Source organism: Rhizobium anhuiense bv. trifolii, assembly GCF_024346605.1.
Classification (GTDB): Bacteria; Pseudomonadota; Alphaproteobacteria; order Rhizobiales; family Rhizobiaceae; genus Rhizobium; species Rhizobium anhuiense.
In genome coordinates, this window is record NZ_CP098801.1 from 385,911 (window position 1) to 402,509 (window position 16,599).

14 protein-coding genes and 1 pseudogene are annotated in these 16,599 nt (G+C 61.1%); 12 read left to right on the plus strand and 3 right to left on the minus strand.

The genetic code is table 11. From position 1 onward, the window contains the following. Positions 1-1,527, plus strand: coding sequence for a SulP family inorganic anion transporter (locus NE851_RS01920; RefSeq protein ID WP_254955929.1), 1,527 nt, complete (start codon positions 1-3; stop codon positions 1,525-1,527). Positions 1,528-2,256: 729 nt separating this feature from the next. Next, a pseudogene (locus NE851_RS01930) lies at positions 2,257-2,760 on the plus strand (winged helix-turn-helix domain-containing protein); the annotation flags it as partial. Between the two features lie 68 nt (positions 2,761-2,828). On the opposite strand, the gene NE851_RS01935 reads toward NE851_RS01930, so the two are convergent. Next, a complete protein-coding gene (locus NE851_RS01935; RefSeq protein WP_028757990.1) occupies positions 2,829-3,779 on the minus strand; it encodes a LysR family transcriptional regulator in 951 nt (316 codons plus the stop codon). 94 nt (positions 3,780-3,873) lie between these two features. Here NE851_RS01935 and NE851_RS01940 point away from each other — a divergent pair, with 94 nt between their 5' ends. The 10 genes from NE851_RS01940 (at position 3,874) to NE851_RS01985 (ending at position 14,777) form a co-directional block, all read left to right on the plus strand. Next, positions 3,874-4,758, plus strand: a complete 885-nt coding sequence (locus NE851_RS01940; protein ID WP_097623358.1) for a dioxygenase family protein — start codon at positions 3,874-3,876, stop codon at positions 4,756-4,758. Next, the gene (locus NE851_RS01945) at positions 4,755-5,813 is read left to right on the plus strand and encodes a maleylacetate reductase (protein WP_097623359.1); all 1,059 of its coding nucleotides are present in this window, start codon (positions 4,755-4,757) and stop codon (positions 5,811-5,813) included. Before NE851_RS01940 ends, NE851_RS01945 begins: the two co-directional genes overlap by 4 nt. A gap of 54 nt (positions 5,814-5,867) precedes the next feature. Beyond that, positions 5,868-7,148, plus strand: coding sequence for an ABC transporter substrate-binding protein (locus NE851_RS01950; RefSeq protein ID WP_028757987.1), 1,281 nt, complete (start codon positions 5,868-5,870; stop codon positions 7,146-7,148). Positions 7,149-7,209: 61 nt separating this feature from the next. Continuing rightward, entirely contained in the window at positions 7,210-7,929 is a 720-nt protein-coding gene (locus NE851_RS01955; RefSeq protein WP_097623395.1) for an ABC transporter ATP-binding protein, read from the plus strand. Beyond that, positions 7,929-8,648, plus strand: a complete 720-nt coding sequence (locus tag NE851_RS01960; protein ID WP_097623360.1) for an ABC transporter ATP-binding protein — start codon at positions 7,929-7,931, stop codon at positions 8,646-8,648. The genes NE851_RS01955 and NE851_RS01960 overlap by 1 nt, the downstream gene beginning before the upstream one ends. Continuing rightward, on the plus strand, positions 8,635-9,498 hold the full coding sequence (locus tag NE851_RS01965; protein ID WP_097623361.1) for a branched-chain amino acid ABC transporter permease: 864 nt from the start codon (positions 8,635-8,637) through the stop codon (positions 9,496-9,498). The genes NE851_RS01960 and NE851_RS01965 overlap by 14 nt, the downstream gene beginning before the upstream one ends. A gap of 9 nt (positions 9,499-9,507) precedes the next feature. Next, positions 9,508-10,593: a branched-chain amino acid ABC transporter permease gene (locus NE851_RS01970; protein WP_097623362.1), complete on the plus strand. Its 1,086-nt coding sequence runs from the start codon at positions 9,508-9,510 to the stop codon at positions 10,591-10,593. Further along, positions 10,586-12,340: an FAD-dependent oxidoreductase gene (locus NE851_RS01975; protein WP_183905510.1), complete on the plus strand. Its 1,755-nt coding sequence runs from the start codon at positions 10,586-10,588 to the stop codon at positions 12,338-12,340. Before NE851_RS01970 ends, NE851_RS01975 begins: the two co-directional genes overlap by 8 nt. A 7-nt stretch (positions 12,341-12,347) precedes the next feature. Beyond that, positions 12,348-13,232 carry an intradiol ring-cleavage dioxygenase gene (locus tag NE851_RS01980; RefSeq protein ID WP_097623364.1) on the plus strand — a complete coding sequence of 295 codons (885 nt, stop codon included), beginning with the start codon at positions 12,348-12,350 and terminating at the stop codon, positions 13,230-13,232. Between the two features lie 477 nt (positions 13,233-13,709). Then, entirely contained in the window at positions 13,710-14,777 is a 1,068-nt protein-coding gene (locus NE851_RS01985; protein WP_097623365.1) for an AI-2E family transporter, read from the plus strand. Here NE851_RS01985 and NE851_RS01990 read toward each other — a convergent pair. Together NE851_RS01990 and NE851_RS01995 are read right to left on the minus strand one after the other, a co-directional pair. Beyond that, the gene (locus NE851_RS01990; RefSeq protein ID WP_254955937.1) at positions 14,770-14,892 is read right to left on the minus strand and encodes a hypothetical protein; all 123 of its coding nucleotides are present in this window, start codon (positions 14,890-14,892) and stop codon (positions 14,770-14,772) included. The genes NE851_RS01985 and NE851_RS01990 overlap by 8 nt on opposite strands. An 89-nt stretch (positions 14,893-14,981) precedes the next feature. Continuing rightward, on the minus strand, positions 14,982-16,541 hold the full coding sequence (locus NE851_RS01995; RefSeq protein WP_097623366.1) for a phospholipase D family protein: 1,560 nt from the start codon (positions 16,539-16,541) through the stop codon (positions 14,982-14,984). Between the last annotated feature and the right edge of the window lie 58 nt (positions 16,542-16,599).

The window sequence follows — 16,599 nt, forward strand, 5'->3', positions numbered from 1 at the left end:
ATGATTTCCAGCTCTGTTCTTTCGCGCGACCTCGCGTCGTCCCTAGTCGTGTTCCTGGTCGCCATACCGCTTTGCCTCGGGATTGCGGTGGCCTCAGGAGTTCCTGTGGCCATGGGCCTCATATCCGGCATTGTCGGCGGCCTCGTTGTCGGCCTCTTGGCCGGATCCCCACTTCAGGTGTCGGGGCCGGCGGCGGGTTTAGCCGTGATCGTCTTCGGCTTCGTCGAGCAATATGGCGCTGCCATGCTCGGGCCGGTTCTCATCGTGGCCGGATTGCTGCAGGTCCTCGCGGGTTTCCTACGGATCGGCTCATGGTTTCGGGCGATTTCGCCTGCGGTCGTCCACGGCATGCTCGCCGGGATCGGCATTCTCATCATTCTTGGCCAGATCCATGTGCTGATGGGGGCAAGACCCGCTGCCGGAGGCATTGAGAACGTCACTGCCATGGAGCAGACCTTCGCTCGCGTATGGGGCGCGGGGCTGACGCGTGAAGCGGTCGCCCTCCTCGTGGGGTTGATTTCCTTGCTTGCCATGATCGCCTGGGAGAAGTTCAGGCCGAAGTCCCTGATGCTGGTACCTGGTGCCCTGGTGGGGGTCGCGGCCGGTACGATATTGACCGTCGGGATGCAACTGCCGATCGCAAGAGTGGAGGTGCCGTCCTCTCTCGTCGAAAGCATTGCATTGCCGACGCTCGATGGCTTCGCCAGGATGGTCGAGCCCGGTATCATAGTGGCGACGCTGGTCATTGCGGTGATCGCCAGTGCGGAAACGCTGCTGTCATCCGCCGCCGTTGATCGAATGCATGATGGCGTGCGGACCCGCTTCAACAAGGAGTTGTTTGCCCAGGGCATCGGCAACGGACTTTGTGGTCTGCTTGGTGCCTTGCCGATTACCGGTGTCATCGTCAGATCGTCCGCCAACATTCAGGCCGGCGCACGGACACGGGCGTCGGCCGTTCTGCACGGCGTTTGGATCCTTGGGCTGGTGGCATTTCTGCCGCAACTGCTCGCGATGGTGCCGCTGACCGCACTTGCCGCGGTGCTGCTTGTGACAGGATGGCGGCTGATCAGTCTCCATCACGTCCGGCACCTCTTCGATCATCACGGCTGGGTTCCCGTGGGAATCTGGACCGCGACGGTGGCGATGGTGGTGCTTCAGGACCTGCTCGTCGGCGTGGCGCTCGGCCTTGCGCTGTCCATACTGGAAATCCTACCGCACCTCCGTCGCAAACTTGCCATCGACAGGTTGGAGGATGAGGAAACCATCCACCTCGACCTCGTCGGCGCGGCGACTTGCAAGGACGTTCCTGTACTGCTCAACACGCTGGAAGCGCTTCCCGAGGGTCGTAAGATCAGGATCGCGGGTGCCCGCTTGCATTATCTTGATCATACCAGCGCCGAGACCCTGCGCGACTGGTTGAAGCGCGAGAAGAAATCAGGGCGCCTCGTCGAAATAGAGCATCCGCCGGTCGGACGCCATCGCCGGCTGAAACCGATCTTTGAACGGCTATCAGAGGAAGTTGCCTGATCGGCGGAGAAGAACCAGCTATCTAGCGACAATGTTCTTGCCCCGCTTGCGGGGCAAGAACAGCAAGAAGGGAAGCGCGAAACATTCCGTCACTTCCATTGCTGCGGCCATACGAGATGCCAAATTACAGTCACGCCTTGTTGGCACTCGGTCTCTCGAGCCCGATATTGGCGAAGCCGATGATCGCCAGCTCATGCGGAATTCCTAGGCCGAACTCGCTACGGATGACATCCATCGCTCCCAGCGCCAAAATGCCGTTATCACACGTCAATACGTCGACGCTGGCCTCCAGATTAGTTTAAGCCGCGCGACTTCAGTCACATTCGAGATCCAAATTTACCGAACTTTACTCGAGCTTTGCGTCACTTAGCATTCGCGCGGCTATTCTATTGTTCAGATTGCAAGCGGTATCCGTTTCTGACCCAACGTCAGGCCAAACCAAAGTGACCGATAAAATGTACCGGCCCTACGTCCCGATTTTGGCAACAGTGCTTGCCATTGCTATTTTGGTCGGCGGCATCGACCGGCCGAAGCGCATTGCTCGTTATCCCTGTAACCTCAATTTGGAAGGCCGATGCAATGGGCCAATGTCGCTGATACCAGTAAACAGCTGGCGCGGCGAGCTGACGACTGATATTGCTGGACAAGCGGGACGCTCACCATCCTTCCAAGCCAACTCCTTCCAATTTGATCTCTCTCGCACCCGACGTCCGGGACCGCACTAGCAGAGATACGATCTGTGCTCTGGAATTCGGATCAGACGATTACCTCGGCAAGCTGTTCAATTCGCGAGAACTTGTAGCAAGGATCAGGGCAGTCCTGCGACGAGCCGCTAACGCCGAGGACGCCGACACCCACAAGGTCTTCAACTTCGCAGAACTTATCGCTGACACAAGTACCCGGCGGGTTTGCAAGTTCCTTGGCCCGGAAATCGAGTTGACCGGGGCCGGATTTGACCTTCTGGTGGCCTTTCTTGAGAGGCCGGGCCGACCGTTAACACGTGACCGGCTGCTTGATCTGTCACACGGACGCAGGAGCGAGCCTGTGGACAGATCAATAGACGTCCTGATGAGCAGGCTGCGTCGCAAGCTTGGTCAAACCCAAAGTGGCCCGCTTTTCCGGACGATCCGAAATGGCGGTTATCAGTTCACGGCTCCAATCAAGTCAGGCATCCCTGACGGGATAGCTACCATTGGGGCTCTCACCGCGAACGGCAACGTTAGCTCCATATAAGCGGCTGGAGAATTTTGTCGTCTCAGCTTGCCGAAGTGCCCTGCCTGCTGCCGGTGCTTGCATATTGTTCATGAGCCCCAGACCACTGACTGCTCATGCCGCTTTATCAGGTGCTTGAGGTTATCGAAGCCCGTGCGGATGTGACGAGCGAAGTGATCGACGGCGGGCGTGCGGGGTGCGTCCGAGCGCTTCAGCAAACCGAGCGCGCGTTCCGGATGGGGGATGGGGACGGGCAGGGCGGTGATGGATTTGTCGTTGCGCAATGCGAAGACGACACTGTGCGGCATAATGGTAAGCGCATCAGCCGCCTTCATATAGTGGATGACGCTCATGAGGGAGCCGCCCGAATAGCGGATCTTGACTTCGGTTGCGCCGAACGACAGGAGCATGCTGCGCAAGTCGGCGAGAAGCGGGCTACCCGGCGGCGGCGCGACCCAGGGAAAGTCGAGCAGATGCGCAGGCTGTGGACGTCGCTTCATGAGCAGCGGATGGGTGACCCGACAGGCAACGACGTTGCGGCCAGGCAGGATGTGCTGGAATTCCAGGCCGGACCCTTCGTCGAGAATATCGATCGGACAGATGGCCAGATCGATCTGGTCGGCGTGAAGTGCTGCGCGCAGGTCCGGGAAATAGCCGTAGGTCTGGTCGATACGTACATCGGAATGCTGGTTCTGGAACTCGGCGATCATGCCGGCGATTAGCGCATCCATGAAGAAGGGCGTGCCCCCGACGCGCACGACGCCGCTCTTGCCGACCCGAAAACTCTCGACGACATCGGACGCCTTGCGCGATGCCGAGAGCATGGTCTGACCGTGGTCGGCTAAGGCTCGGCCGAGCGGCGTCGGCTGCAGCGGACGGCGGCCCTTGATGAAAAGCGGTTCGCCGATCCGCGCTTCCAGCATGGAAAGCGTGCGCGACACCGCCGGCTGGGAAAGGCCGAGCAGGGCCGCGCCCTCGGTGACGCCGCCGGTTTTGACGACCGCAGCCAGTTGGACAAGATGTCGTTCATCTATTTTCATAACGATATGATATATTAAACTGGAATAAAATCATCATGGGCAACCTGATCTCGCGCTAATTTATCTCTACCAGCCAATGCCCTGGAGGAGACGCATGACGCCGGGACCGACGGCGCTGCATTTCAGCGAGGCCACCTCGCATGACATGTTCGCGCAACGACTTCCGCATTCGAAGGACGACAGTCTGCCGCAGATTCTGGCGGCTGCGGTGACGCATCTTCATGCCCTCATCCGGGAATTGCGGCCGACCCAGGCGGACTGGCGCAAGGCGATCGAATTTCTGACCGATGTCGGCCATGCCAGCGACGAGCGGCGCCAGGAGTGGGTGCTGCTGTCGGATCTGCTCGGTGTTTCGGCACTGGTCGAGGAAATCAATTCGCGCCGTCCGAAGGCGGCCACCCCCAACACCGTGCGCGGACCGTTCTTCCGCGCGGACGTTCCGCAACTGGCGCTCGGCAGCAATATCTCTCTCGATGGCATCGGCGAGACGGTCGATGTGTCTGGCCGCGTGCAGGATCTCGATGGCGATCCCATCGCAAATGCCGAGATCATCACCTGGCAGGCCAATGCTCAAGGCTTTTACGAAAACCAGCAGCCGGACCTGCAGCCGGAGTTCAATCTGCGCGGCAGCTTCCGCACGGATACGGATGGACATTTCCATTATCGCACCATCAAGCCCTGCGGCTATGGCGTGCCGGACGATGGTCCGGTGGGAAAGCTCCTGCGACAGGCGGGCTATCCGCTGCGCCGCCCCGCGCATCTTCATTTCATCATCAAAGCGCCGGGCTTCGAGACGATCACCACGCATATCTATGACAGCAGCGATCCGCATCTGGCCGAAGACGCGATCTTCAGCGTCAAGCCGGATCTGGTGCGAAGCTTTGAGCGCCAGGGCGAGCGGCAAGGCAAGTGCGCAACGACGTGGCGGCTCGACCTCGCCTTCGTCATGGTCCGCGCCAGACAGGGAGCCGACACATGAGCCGCGACTTCATCTATAGCGGCAGCCCCGCCCATATCGTCTTCGGCCAAGGCAAGAGCGCTGCCGCCTGTGAATGGGTGGAAAAGCTCGGATGCACCGGGGCGCTCGTCCTCTCGACGCCGCATCAGAAGTCGGATGCGGAGGCCCTGGCGGAGCGGCTGGGCTCGCGCGCCGTCGGCGTCTTTACGGGCGCTGTCATGCACACGCCTGTTGATGTCACCGAAAAAGCTATGGAGGTGGTTCGCGAGACGAAGGCCGATTGCATCGTCTCGCTCGGCGGCGGCTCGACCACCGGGCTTGGCAAGGCCATCGCCTATCGCACCGATCTGCCGCAGATCGTCATTCCCACGACCTATGCCGGATCTGAGGTGACGCCGATCCTCGGCCAGACGGAGGGTGGGCGAAAGACAACCGTGCGCCATGCGAGCATCCTGCCTGAGGTGGTGATCTACGATCCGGCACTGACGTTTGGCCTGCCGATCGGCATGAGCGTCACCTCTGGGCTGAATGCCATGGCTCACGCGGTCGAGGCGCTCTATGCTCGGGATCGCAACCCGATTTCGACGCTGATGGCGGCTGAGGGGCTGCGGGCCTTCAAGACCAGCCTGGCTGACATCATCGCCAGGCCTTGGGCTCCCGAGGCCCGCGCCGATGCGCTCTACGGTGCCTGGCTCTGCGGCACGGTGCTCGGCACGGTCGGCATGGCGCTGCACCACAAGATCTGCCACACGTTGGGCGGCACCTTCGATACGCCGCATGCCGATACGCATGCGATCATGCTGCCGCACACCGCCGCCTACAATGCCGCCGCCGTGCCGGAGCTTCTGGCGCCGGTCGCTGATATCTTCGGCGGTTCGGTCGGCGGCGGGCTTTGGGATTTCGCCAGGCAAATCGGCTCGCCGCTGGCGCTGAAGGATCTGGGTCTGAGCGAAGCCGATCTGGACCGCGCCGCTGATATTGCCACCGAAAATCCCTATTGGAATCCAAGACCGATCGACCGCGAATCCATTCGCGCCCTGCTGCAGGATGCTTGGGAGGGCAAGCGGCCGGCATGAGCTGACGACAGACACCACGCTCTCTGGGAGGAGAGAAAAATGGGAGGAGGAAACATGTTTACGAGGCGAGATTTTCTGAAGACCACGGCCGCCACCGGGGCACTGGCGGCTACATCCGGGCTTACCGCCCCCGCAATCGCACAGGATGCTGCGATCAAGCTCGGCTATGTCAGCCCGCAGACCGGGCCGCTTGCCGCCTTCGGCGAGGCCGACAAATTTGTCATCGACAGCTTCTTGGCAACCACCAAGTCGATGGGTCTCAACTATGAGATCGTCGTCAAGGACAGCCAGTCCAATCCGAACCGGGCAGCCGAAGTCGCCAAGGAACTGATCGTCACCGACGAGGTGAACCTGATCCTCGTCGCCTCGACGCCGGAGACCACCAATCCGGTGGCGACCACCTGCGAGGCCGAGGAAATGCCCTGCATTTCGACGGTCGCGCCCTGGCAGCCCTGGTTCATCGGCCAGCAGGGCAATCCCGGTGACCCCACGTCCTGGAAACCGTTCAACTATGCCTATCATTTCTTCTGGGGTCTGGAGGACGTCATCTCCGTCTTCACCAATATGTGGGCGCAGATCGAGACCAATAAAAAGGTTGGCGGCCTGTTCCCCAATGACGGCGACGGCAATGCCTGGGGCGACAAGGTCGTCGGCTTCCCGCCGGTGTTGGAGAGAATGGGCTACGGCCTGATTGACCCCGGCCGCTACCAGAACATGACGGATGATTTCTCAGCGCAGATCAACGCCTTCAAATCCGGCCAGTGCGAAATCATCACCGGCGTGGTGATCCCGCCTGACTTCACCACCTTCTGGAACCAGGCCAAGCAGCAGGGTTTCGCCCCGAAGATCGCCTCGATCGGCAAGGCGCTGCTCTTCCCGCAGACCGTGGAGGCGCTCGGCAATGCCGGGCATAATCTGTCGTCGGAAGTCTGGTGGACGCCAAGCCATCCGTTCAAGTCGTCCTTGACTGGGGAAAGTGCGGCTGAGGTGGCAGCGGCCTTCACCAAGGCGACCAACAGGCCCTGGACACAGCCGATCGGTTTTGCCCATGCGCTGTTCGAGCTGGCGGTGGATGCGATGAAGCGGGCCGGGGACCCCAAGGATGGTGATGCCGTCGCAGAGGCGATTGCCGCCACCAAGCTCGATACGCTGGTCGGTCCGATCGCCTGGGACGGCAAAGGCCTGCCGCCATTTGCCGCCAAGAACATTGCCAAGACGCCGCTCGTCGGCGGCCAGTGGCGGTTGAAGGACGGCGGCGGCTACGATCTCGTCATCACCGACAATAAGACGGCGCCGAGCATTCCGGCCGGCGGCAAGATGGAAGCGATCGCCTGATTTTTGGCGCCTGATTTTTGGCGCGGGGCCTGAGGCCCCGCCTGTTCTGGGAGGAATGGGTTTGGCAATTCTCGAACTCGATGGTGTTTCGAAGAAATTCGGCGCCCTGACCGTCGCCGAGCAGATTTCCTTTGCCGTTGGCGAAGGCGAGGCGCTGGGCATTATCGGGCCGAATGGGGCCGGCAAGTCGACCCTCTTCAATCTGATCACCGGCAATATCGCCGCCGATAGCGGCAGCATCCGCTTTCTCGGTAGCGATGTGACGCGCACACCGCCGATGGCGCGCTGCCTGTCGGGCATGGGCCGCACCTTCCAGATCCCGCAGCCGTTCGAGAAGCTGACGGTCTTCGAAAATCTCCTCGTCGCCGGCGCTTTCGGCTCGCGGCGCCGCGAGGCCGAGGTGTCGGACCGCTGCGCCGAAATCCTGGTGGATACAGGGCTGATCGACAAGGCGAATGTGCTGGCCGGAAGCCTGTCGCTGCTGCAGCGCAAGCGGCTGGAACTGGCGCGAGCGCTGGCGACGGAACCGAAGCTGCTGCTGCTCGATGAAATCGCCGGCGGATTGACCGAGGGCGAATGCCGATCGCTGGTTGCCACCATCCGCGCCATTCACGCGCGCGGCGTTGCCGTCATCTGGATCGAGCATGTGCTGCATGCGCTGAATTCCGTCGTCGAGCGGCTGCTGGTGCTGCATTTCGGCACGGTCATCGGGATCGGCAAGCCGGAGGACATTATGGCCTCGCGCGATGTGCGTGAAATCTATCTGGGGATCGAGATCTGATGGCGCTGCTTGAAACCAGAGGCTTGACTGCCTCCTACGGTGATTTCCAGGCGCTGTTCGGTGTCGATATTGCGGTCGGCGCCGGCGAGACCATCGCCATCATCGGCGCCAACGGTGCCGGCAAGACGACGCTGATGCGCTCGATTTCAGGCGTGCTCACCAATGCGCCGGCATCGATCCTTTATCGCGACGAACCGATCGGCGCGCTGCCGGCGCCCGACATCCTGGCGCGCGGCATCTCTATGGTGCCGGAGGGGCGAAAACTCTTTCCGTCGCTGAGCGTCGAGGAGAACCTACTGATCGGCAACTATGGCCGCAAGGTCGACGGGCCGTGGACGCTCGAAAGCGTTTTTTCGCTGTTCCCGATCCTCAAGGAGCGGCGCAACAATGCGGCCACAGCACTTTCCGGTGGGCAGCAGCAGATGGTGGCGATCGGCCGCGGGCTGATGTCCAATCCAGCGGTGCTGCTCTTCGACGAGATCAGCCTTGGACTCGCGCCTGTCGTGGTTCGCGATATCTACGCCGCTTTTCCGCGAATCCGCGAGACCGGCGCTTCGATCGTCATCGTCGAGCAGGACATCGCCCAGGCGCTGAAGGTGGCCGACCGCGTCTACTGCATGATGGAAGGGCGGGTGACGCTCTCCGGCCGCGCCGCCGATGTTAGCCGCGACGACATCCACAAGGCCTATTTCGGGACGGATCACCATGAACTGGCTTGATACCATTCTCCAGGGCGTGCTGCTCGGCGGGCTCTATGCGCTGTTTGCGGCGGGGCTCAGCCTCGTCTTCGGCATCATGCGGCTGGTCAACCTCGCCCATGGCGACCTGATCGTGCTTGCCGCCTTCCTGATCCTGGTGCTGGTGACGACACTCGGGCTCGACCCGTTCGTTGCCGCGGTGATCGCGATGCCCTTGATGTTCGCCATCGGTTGGGGCCTGCAATATTTCCTGCTCAACCGCACGCTCGGCAAGGACATTCTGCCGCCGCTGCTCGTCACCTTCGGCCTGTCGATCGTCATCCAGAATGGCCTGCTCGAAGGCTTCTCCGCCGATAGCCGCCGCGTCTTTGCCGGCAGTCTCGAGAGCGCCTCCGTCAATCTCGGCCCGGCCACTGCCGGCATCATGCCGCTGATGACCTTCTTTTCGGCCGTCGCCGTCATCGTCTGTCTCAACCAGCTGATCTATCGTACATCCGTCGGCCGCGCCTTCCGGGCGACCTCGGACGATCCGGTGACCGCGGGGTTGATGGGCATCCGGCCACACCGCATCTTCGCGCTGGCGACGGGGCTTGCCATGGTCGTGGTGACGATCGCCGCCCTCTATCTCGGGACGCGCGCCAATTTCGATCCGACGTCAGGGCCATCGCGGCTGATCTACGCCTTCGAGGCGGTGATCATCGGCGGGCTCGGCTCGCTCTGGGGCACGCTTGCCGGCGGCATCATCTTAGGCGTTGCCCAGACGGTGGGTGCAGCAATCAATCCGGAATGGCAGATCCTTGCCGGCCATCTGGCATTCCTTGCCGTTCTCCTGTTCAAGCCGCGCGGTCTTTTCCCGCGCGCGGTCGATTGAGGTGCATCGATGACCATGGCCATTCCATCCTTCATCGTCGAGACACGCACCCGGGCATCGACATTATCCGCCGCAGCAGTGATTGCTCTCTTGCTGCTTGCCTTCGCCGCACCCTTCATTGTCTCGCGCGGCGTCATCCAGGACCTGTTCTTCATCCTCACCATGCTGGTGCTGGCGCAGAACTGGAACCTGCTTGCCGGTTATGCCGGGCTGATCTCGGTCGGCCAGCAGGTCTTCGTCGGCTTTGGCGCCTATACCATGTTCGGCTGCGTCATCCTGTTCGGCATCGACCCGGTCGTTGCCATCCTGATTGCCGGGCTGCTTTCTGTCGCTCTCGCTATTCCGACAGCCTTCTTCACCTTCCGGCTCTACGGCCCCTATTTCGCCATCGGCACCTGGGTCGTGGCCGAGGTTGTGCGGCTGCTGCTCGCCCAGTGGAAGGCGCTCGGCGGCGGCACCGGCACCTCGCTGCCCCGGGATGCGACCCGCGACATGATGGGCGTCGGCGCAATGCGCGATCTCTTCGGCATGAAGGCCTCCGAGGCAGGTGACGCGCTGACCTACTGGCTGGCGCTGATCCTCGTCGTCGCGACCATCGGCTTCATCTATGGGCTGCTGCGCAGCAAGCAGGGCCTTGGGCTTGCTGCCGTCCGTGACAACGAGCAAGCGGCCGGCGCCGTCGGCGTCGATGCGCGGCTGATGAAGACGCTGGTCTATCTCGCCACCGCCTTCATCACCGGCATCGCCGGGGCGCTGATCTATGTGCAGAAAGCGCGGATCTCGCCGGATGCCGCCTTCTCGGTCACTGACTGGACGGCCTATGTCATCTTTATCGTGGTGATCGGCGGCATCGGCACGATCGAGGGACCGATCCTCGGCGTCATCATCTTCTTTCTGCTGCAGAACCTCCTCGCCGATTACGGCTCCTGGTACCTGCTGATGCTGGGTCTTCTTGGCATCGCCATCATGCTTTTCGCGCCGCGCGGCCTCTGGGGGCTGTTCTCCGACCGCACCGGCATCCAGCTTTTCCCGGTCCGCCGCGTCTTGAAGGGCGGGCCGCTCAGTCTCACGCATAAGGGAGGGCCTCATGGCTGACATTACCACCGACGTACTCATCATCGGCACCGGCCCGGCCGGCTCCGCCACCGCGGCGCTGCTTTCGTCCTACGGGGTCGAGAACCTGGTGATCAACCGTTACCGCTGGCTCGCCAGCACGCCGCGCGCCCACATCACCAACCAACGCACAATGGAAGTGCTGCGCGATCTCGGCCGCGACGTGGAGGATGAGGCCTATATGTTCGCGGCCGAGCAGGACCTGATGGGTGAGAACGTCTTCTGCACCTCGCTCACCGGCGAAGAGATCGGCCGGTTGAAGAGCTGGGGCAAACATCCGCTGTCACGCGCCGAGCATCAACTGTCGTCGCCGACCCATATGAACGACCTGCCGCAGACCTTCATGGAGCCGCTGCTCTTCAAGACGGCCTGTTCGCGCGGCAGCCAGTCGCGCATGTCGACGGAATATCTGAGCCATGTACAGGATGAAGACGGGGTCACGACCACCTGTCTCGACCGATTGACCGGCAAGGAACTTACCGTCCGCTCGAAATATCTGGTCGGCGCCGACGGCGGCAATTCCAAGGTTGCGGAACATGCCGGCCTCACCTTCGAAGGCAAGATGGGCGTTGCCGGCTCGATGAACATTCTGTTCAAAGCCGATCTGTCGCGCCTGGTCGCCCACCGTCCATCGGTGCTTTACTGGGTGCTGCAGCCGGGTGCGGATGTCGGCGGCATCGGCATGGGGCTGGTGCGGATGGTGAGACCATGGAACGAATGGCTGATCGTCTGGGGTTACGACATCAACCAGCCGCCGCCTGAGGTGGATGAAGCGCATGCGAAGAAAGTGGTACGCGACCTCGTCGGCGATCCCGATCTCGAAATGACCATCAAGTCGGTCTCGACCTGGACCGTCAACAATATGTACGCCACGACGATGTCAAATGGCCGCGTCTTCTGCATGGGCGACGCCACTCACCGCCATCCGCCCTCGAACGGTCTCGGCTCCAACACCTCGATCCAGGACGCTTTCAATCTCGCCTGGAAGCTTGCCTTCGTCCTGAAGGGAGCCGCAGGCCCGGTACTTCTCGACAGTTATCAAGCCGAGCGCGCGCCTGTTGCCAAGCAGATCGTCACCCGCGCCAACAAGTCGATTGAGGAGTTCGGGCCGATCTTCAAGGCGCTCGGACTGCTCGATTCCATCGACCCGGTGAAGATGCAGCAGAACATGGACGCGCGCTGCAACAACACGACGGCTGCCGAAGAGCAGCGCGCCGCGATCCGCAAGGCGATCGCCGACAAGGTCTACGAATTCGATTGCCACGGCGTCGAGATGAACCACCGCTACCGCTCGGGTGCTGCGATTTCAGATGGGCAGGTGGAGCCGGCTTTTACTAAGGATCCGGAACTGCATTGCCAGCAGACGAGCTGGCCCGGTGCGCGGCTGCCGCATGCCTGGGTCTTCTCCGCCACTGGCGAGAAGGTTTCGACGCTTGACCTCACCGGTCACGGCAAATTTGCCGTGCTGACAGGGATCGGCGGGCAGGGCTGGGTCGAGGCGGCCCGCAGTCTCGGCAAGGAATTCGGCACTGAGATCGTTGCCCATGTCATCGGCCCCCGCCAGCCGTGGCAGGATTTTACCGGCGACTGGGCCAATATCCGCGAAATTCGCGACAGCGGCATCCTGCTGGTCCGCCCGGACCACCACGTCGCCTGGCGGCGCGAGGCGATGGCCGACGATCCCGCGACTGAACTGCGCCGCGTGCTGACAGCAATTCTTGGAAAGTGAGATCGTGATGGACGCGCATGAGAAAGGCTTCTTCACCGAAGAAAACTCCGTCGAGGTCGTCACCGGCCGGAACAAGAACGCCAAGGACCAGCGGCTGAAGCAGATCATGGGGGTGGTCACCCGCAAGCTGCACGAGGCAGTGAAGGAGATCGAGCCGAACCAGGACGAATGGATGCAGGCGATCCTGTTTCTGACGCGCACCGGCCAGATGTGCAACGAGTGGCGGCAGGAGTTCATCCTGCTGTCGGATGTTCTCGGCGTCTCGATGCTGGTCGATGCGATCAACAACCGCAAGCCGTCGGGCGCATCCGAAAGCACGGTGCTCGGACCTTTCCATGTCGAGGGTGCGCCGGAACTGGCGATGGGCGCCAATATCTGCCTCGATGCCAAGGGCGAGGACATGGTGATCGGCGGGCGGATCCTTGATACGGCGGGACAACCCATCGGCGATGCGGTTATCGATGTCTGGCAGGCCAATGACGAGGGCTTCTACGACGTGCAGCAGCAGGGGATCCAACCAGACTTCAACCTTCGCGGCGTGTTCCGGACCGGCGCCGACGGCCGCTATTGGTTTCGAGCGGTGAAGCCAAAATATTACCCGATCCCCGATGATGGACCCGTTGGCAAGCTGCTCGGCGCGCTCGGTCGCCATCCCTACCGGCCCGCCCACCTGCACTACATCATCAAGGCCCTCGGCTTCGAGACGCTCACGACACACATCTTCGATCCGGACGACCCGTACATCCAATCTGACGCCGTCTTCGGTGTGAAGGAGAGCTTGCTTGCCCAATTCCAGCACGTTGAGGATCCGGTACTCGCTAGCGAGCTCGGTTTCTCAGGCAAGTTCTGGCAGATAGAGCACGATTTCGTGCTGGCTCGGCCCGAGGAGTAGCATGCTCTTCAGCTGGCGGGTATTCGTCGTTGACCTTACGAATGCGTCAGGATCTTCGAATGGATATGCGCGGGTCAAAGCATCAATCCGTAGGGGGCTGCGCGCGGCAGTCCATCATATGGGCGAAAAGGCGCAGCTTGCTCCCGAGACTGTCGAAGGCGTTTCAAAAATGTGCTTACGCCTCAGGAGTCGATCGCGGCATTCCGCGATAAGCCCTCGGGCCAGGGCTGCCTTTACCGGGTCCTGGTGACGGCTTGGAGACGCGTACTTCTAGCGCTCTGGCGGACGGTGGCCCGCGTGCCGCTCCCTCCGGGCTCGGGTGCGGCTATGGCGGTAGTCAGGTGGTCCACGTTGGTCTCAGGGTGGGATTCGCGTTGGCCTTATGCGGTGACGCGGCTATGGTTGCGACGAGAAATTTTCGCCAAACAATAATCCCGCTACAACGGCGGTGGAGACTGGCCAGCGAACAAGGCAGACATGTCTATCCAACGTACGAGTTTTTATGTCATGCTAGCGGTGGTGACGATCGCGTTCATCTGGCTGCTTATCCCCTATTACGCGGCGGTCTTCTGGGCAGTGATCCTTGCGATCATCTTCTTTCCAGTACACATGCGACTGGCGCAGATGCTAGGGGGTCGACGCAGCATCGCTGCCCTGCTGACGGTGCTGCTATGCATCGGCCTCGTCATCGTGCCGGCGTTGATAATTCTCGTTTCCCTTATCCAGGAAGGCACCAGTCTTTACCAACGGATAAGCAGCAACGAAATCGACCTCAATGACTACTTGGTCCGGATTCAGAATGCGTTGCCTGGCTTCGTCGACAACTGGCTGAACTCATTGAAGCTCGGCGGCTTCGCGGAACTTCGCGCCAACATCTCATCAGGCGCAGTACAGGCAAGCCGGTCGGTCGCCGGGAGCCTTCTGAGTTTTGGACAGAACACGCTGCATTTCTTCATAAGCTTCGGGATCATGCTTTATCTGCTTTTCTTCCTCTTCAGGGATGGGGCTGACCTCGGCCGGTCGATCCGACATGCAATCCCTCTGAATGACGACTATACCCGACAGTTTCGCGACAAGTTTTCCGCTGTTGTTCGGGCAACCGTCAAGGGGAATATCATCATTGCTGTGATCCAAGGAACGATCGGTGGCGTGGCATTCTGGGCCCTGGGAGTCGAGGCGGCCCTTTTGTGGGGCGTCACGATGACGTTCATGTCGATGCTGCCCGCAATAGGAGCAGCTCTCGTATGGGTTCCAGCCGCCATCTGGCTAGCCCTCACGGGTGCCTGGTTGAAAGCATCGATCCTGGTTCTCGTCGGCGTATTTGTCATAGGGCTAATCGACAACCTGCTGCGTCCTCCACTGGTGGGCCAGGGGACGCGGCTGCCCGATTATGTGGTGCTGATTTCAACGGTCGGCGGCATTTCGCTCTTCGGTATCAATGGTTTTGTCATTGGACCCCTGATTGCCGCCTTGTTTATCGCTTCATGGTCGATCTTCGCCGACCAACAGGACGCACACAAACCAGACGCCGGGGATACTAAATAGCGCGGGTCGGGATGGCGAATGGCCAAAGCGCACGCGGGTAATCATGCGCCGGATTGTTGACGACCCGATCGGTCTTGCCGGCTTCGATCCAGATGAATGCTTCGCTTACGGCCAAGACCACGTTCCCCTACGATCGGGTTGTCTCGTGCCGAGCAGCTTCTCACAGCTCAGCTTGGCCTCTCATGACGAGACCAGTCGTCACGGTTATAGCTGAGATTCGAGCGGCAACCACTTGATCAGCCAAGCGGTCGCGCGCCGGGCAATCCCGGCATCCGGCTCGTCTCGGAGGAGAGTATTTTTCCCGTCGACGACCTTAAGCCACCGCACGGATCCCTTTTCGAGCGTTAGGGGATAGCTCAAATCCGCATCGGTTTCTACGGCAAAGATCGCGTCCATTCGCTCGACAAGTTCCTGTGACTCGAACAGGACACCCATTTCGGTGTTTAAGGATACGGACCTCGGATCGAGATTGAGAGATCCGATGAAGCCGTACTTGCCATCCCTGGCAAAGGCCTTCGTGTGAAGGCTGGCCTGCTTGGAACCGCGCAAAGAGAAGGTTCCCATGTCTGCAATCGATTTCAACTCAAAGAGCGCAATGCCGGCTTTCAGCAGGGCGGGGCGGTAGCGCGAATATCCCGCGTGAACTGCGGCAACATCGGTGGCTGCAAGCGAGTTCGTCAGAACGGAAACCTTTACTCCTTTGTCGCGTAGCTTCGTCAGCGCCTCGACGCCGCGTTCGCCGGGAACGAAGTACGGCGAGGTGATATGGATGAACTCGGCCGTGCCCGTGATGACCGGGAGCAGCGTTCCCATCAGCGTGTTTTGCCCGCTGCGCAGCTTCCCGGCCGCCTTTTCGGGGGGGTCTGCCAGAACGTCGAGTTTGTGGACCCAGATGTAGCGGTCTTCGGCAACGATATGCGTCAGCGATGTTTCATCGCGAACTGGATCCAGATATGGCTGGGCGCGCTGTTCGAAATGAAGGCGTTCCATATTGCGGCGAAGCTTCTCCAGCTTGTTAGCTCTGCGTGACAGAAGTGCACGCACGGGCACGGCAACCGAACTGTTCCAGTAGCCGTCGAACAGCCGCTCCGTCTTCGCAACGGCTTCACCGACCATCAAGAGATCGAAGTCCCTGAAGTTAGCGTTCTCCCCGGCATCGAAATACGGATCGCCGATATTGCGCCCCCCGACCATCGCGATCCGGCCATCGGCAATCCATGCCTTGTTGTGCATGCGACGGTTGACGCTTCGGAACCGCAAAGCCATCTCGAGGCCGCGACGTAGGATATGCTCACGTGCCTTTGTGGGATTGAAGAGCCGCAGCTCGATGTTCGGATGACAGTCGATCGCATGGAAGATCTTGTCTGACATGGAGACGCCGAGATCGTCGAGAAGGATCCTCACACGTACGCCACGGTCGGCCGCCGCGACGACCTCCCGCATGATCAGCATTCCGGTCAGGTCCGCATTCCACATATAGTACATGAGATCGAGGCTGCGCCCGGCGGAACGGGCCGCTAGAAGCCTGGCTGCGAACGCGTCCAGGTTGGAGGTGATCAGGACGAGGCCGCTTGCCGCCTCCCGCTTGTGGCACAGCCCAGCGCCGTATCGATCAAGCTCGGTGTCGGCAGCGGCAATCTTGAGGACGTGGGAATCGATTTTCTGGACCCGCTTCAGAAACCCGGCATAGCTTGATGCTGCTGCCAGAGCCCATAGGGCTACCAGCGCTACGGTCGCGATGATGGCAATGCCGAACCAACTCACACGATACCCCTGAGCCGCGGCCAGGAAGCGCTATGCTGACTCGATCCGCCCGGGTAAA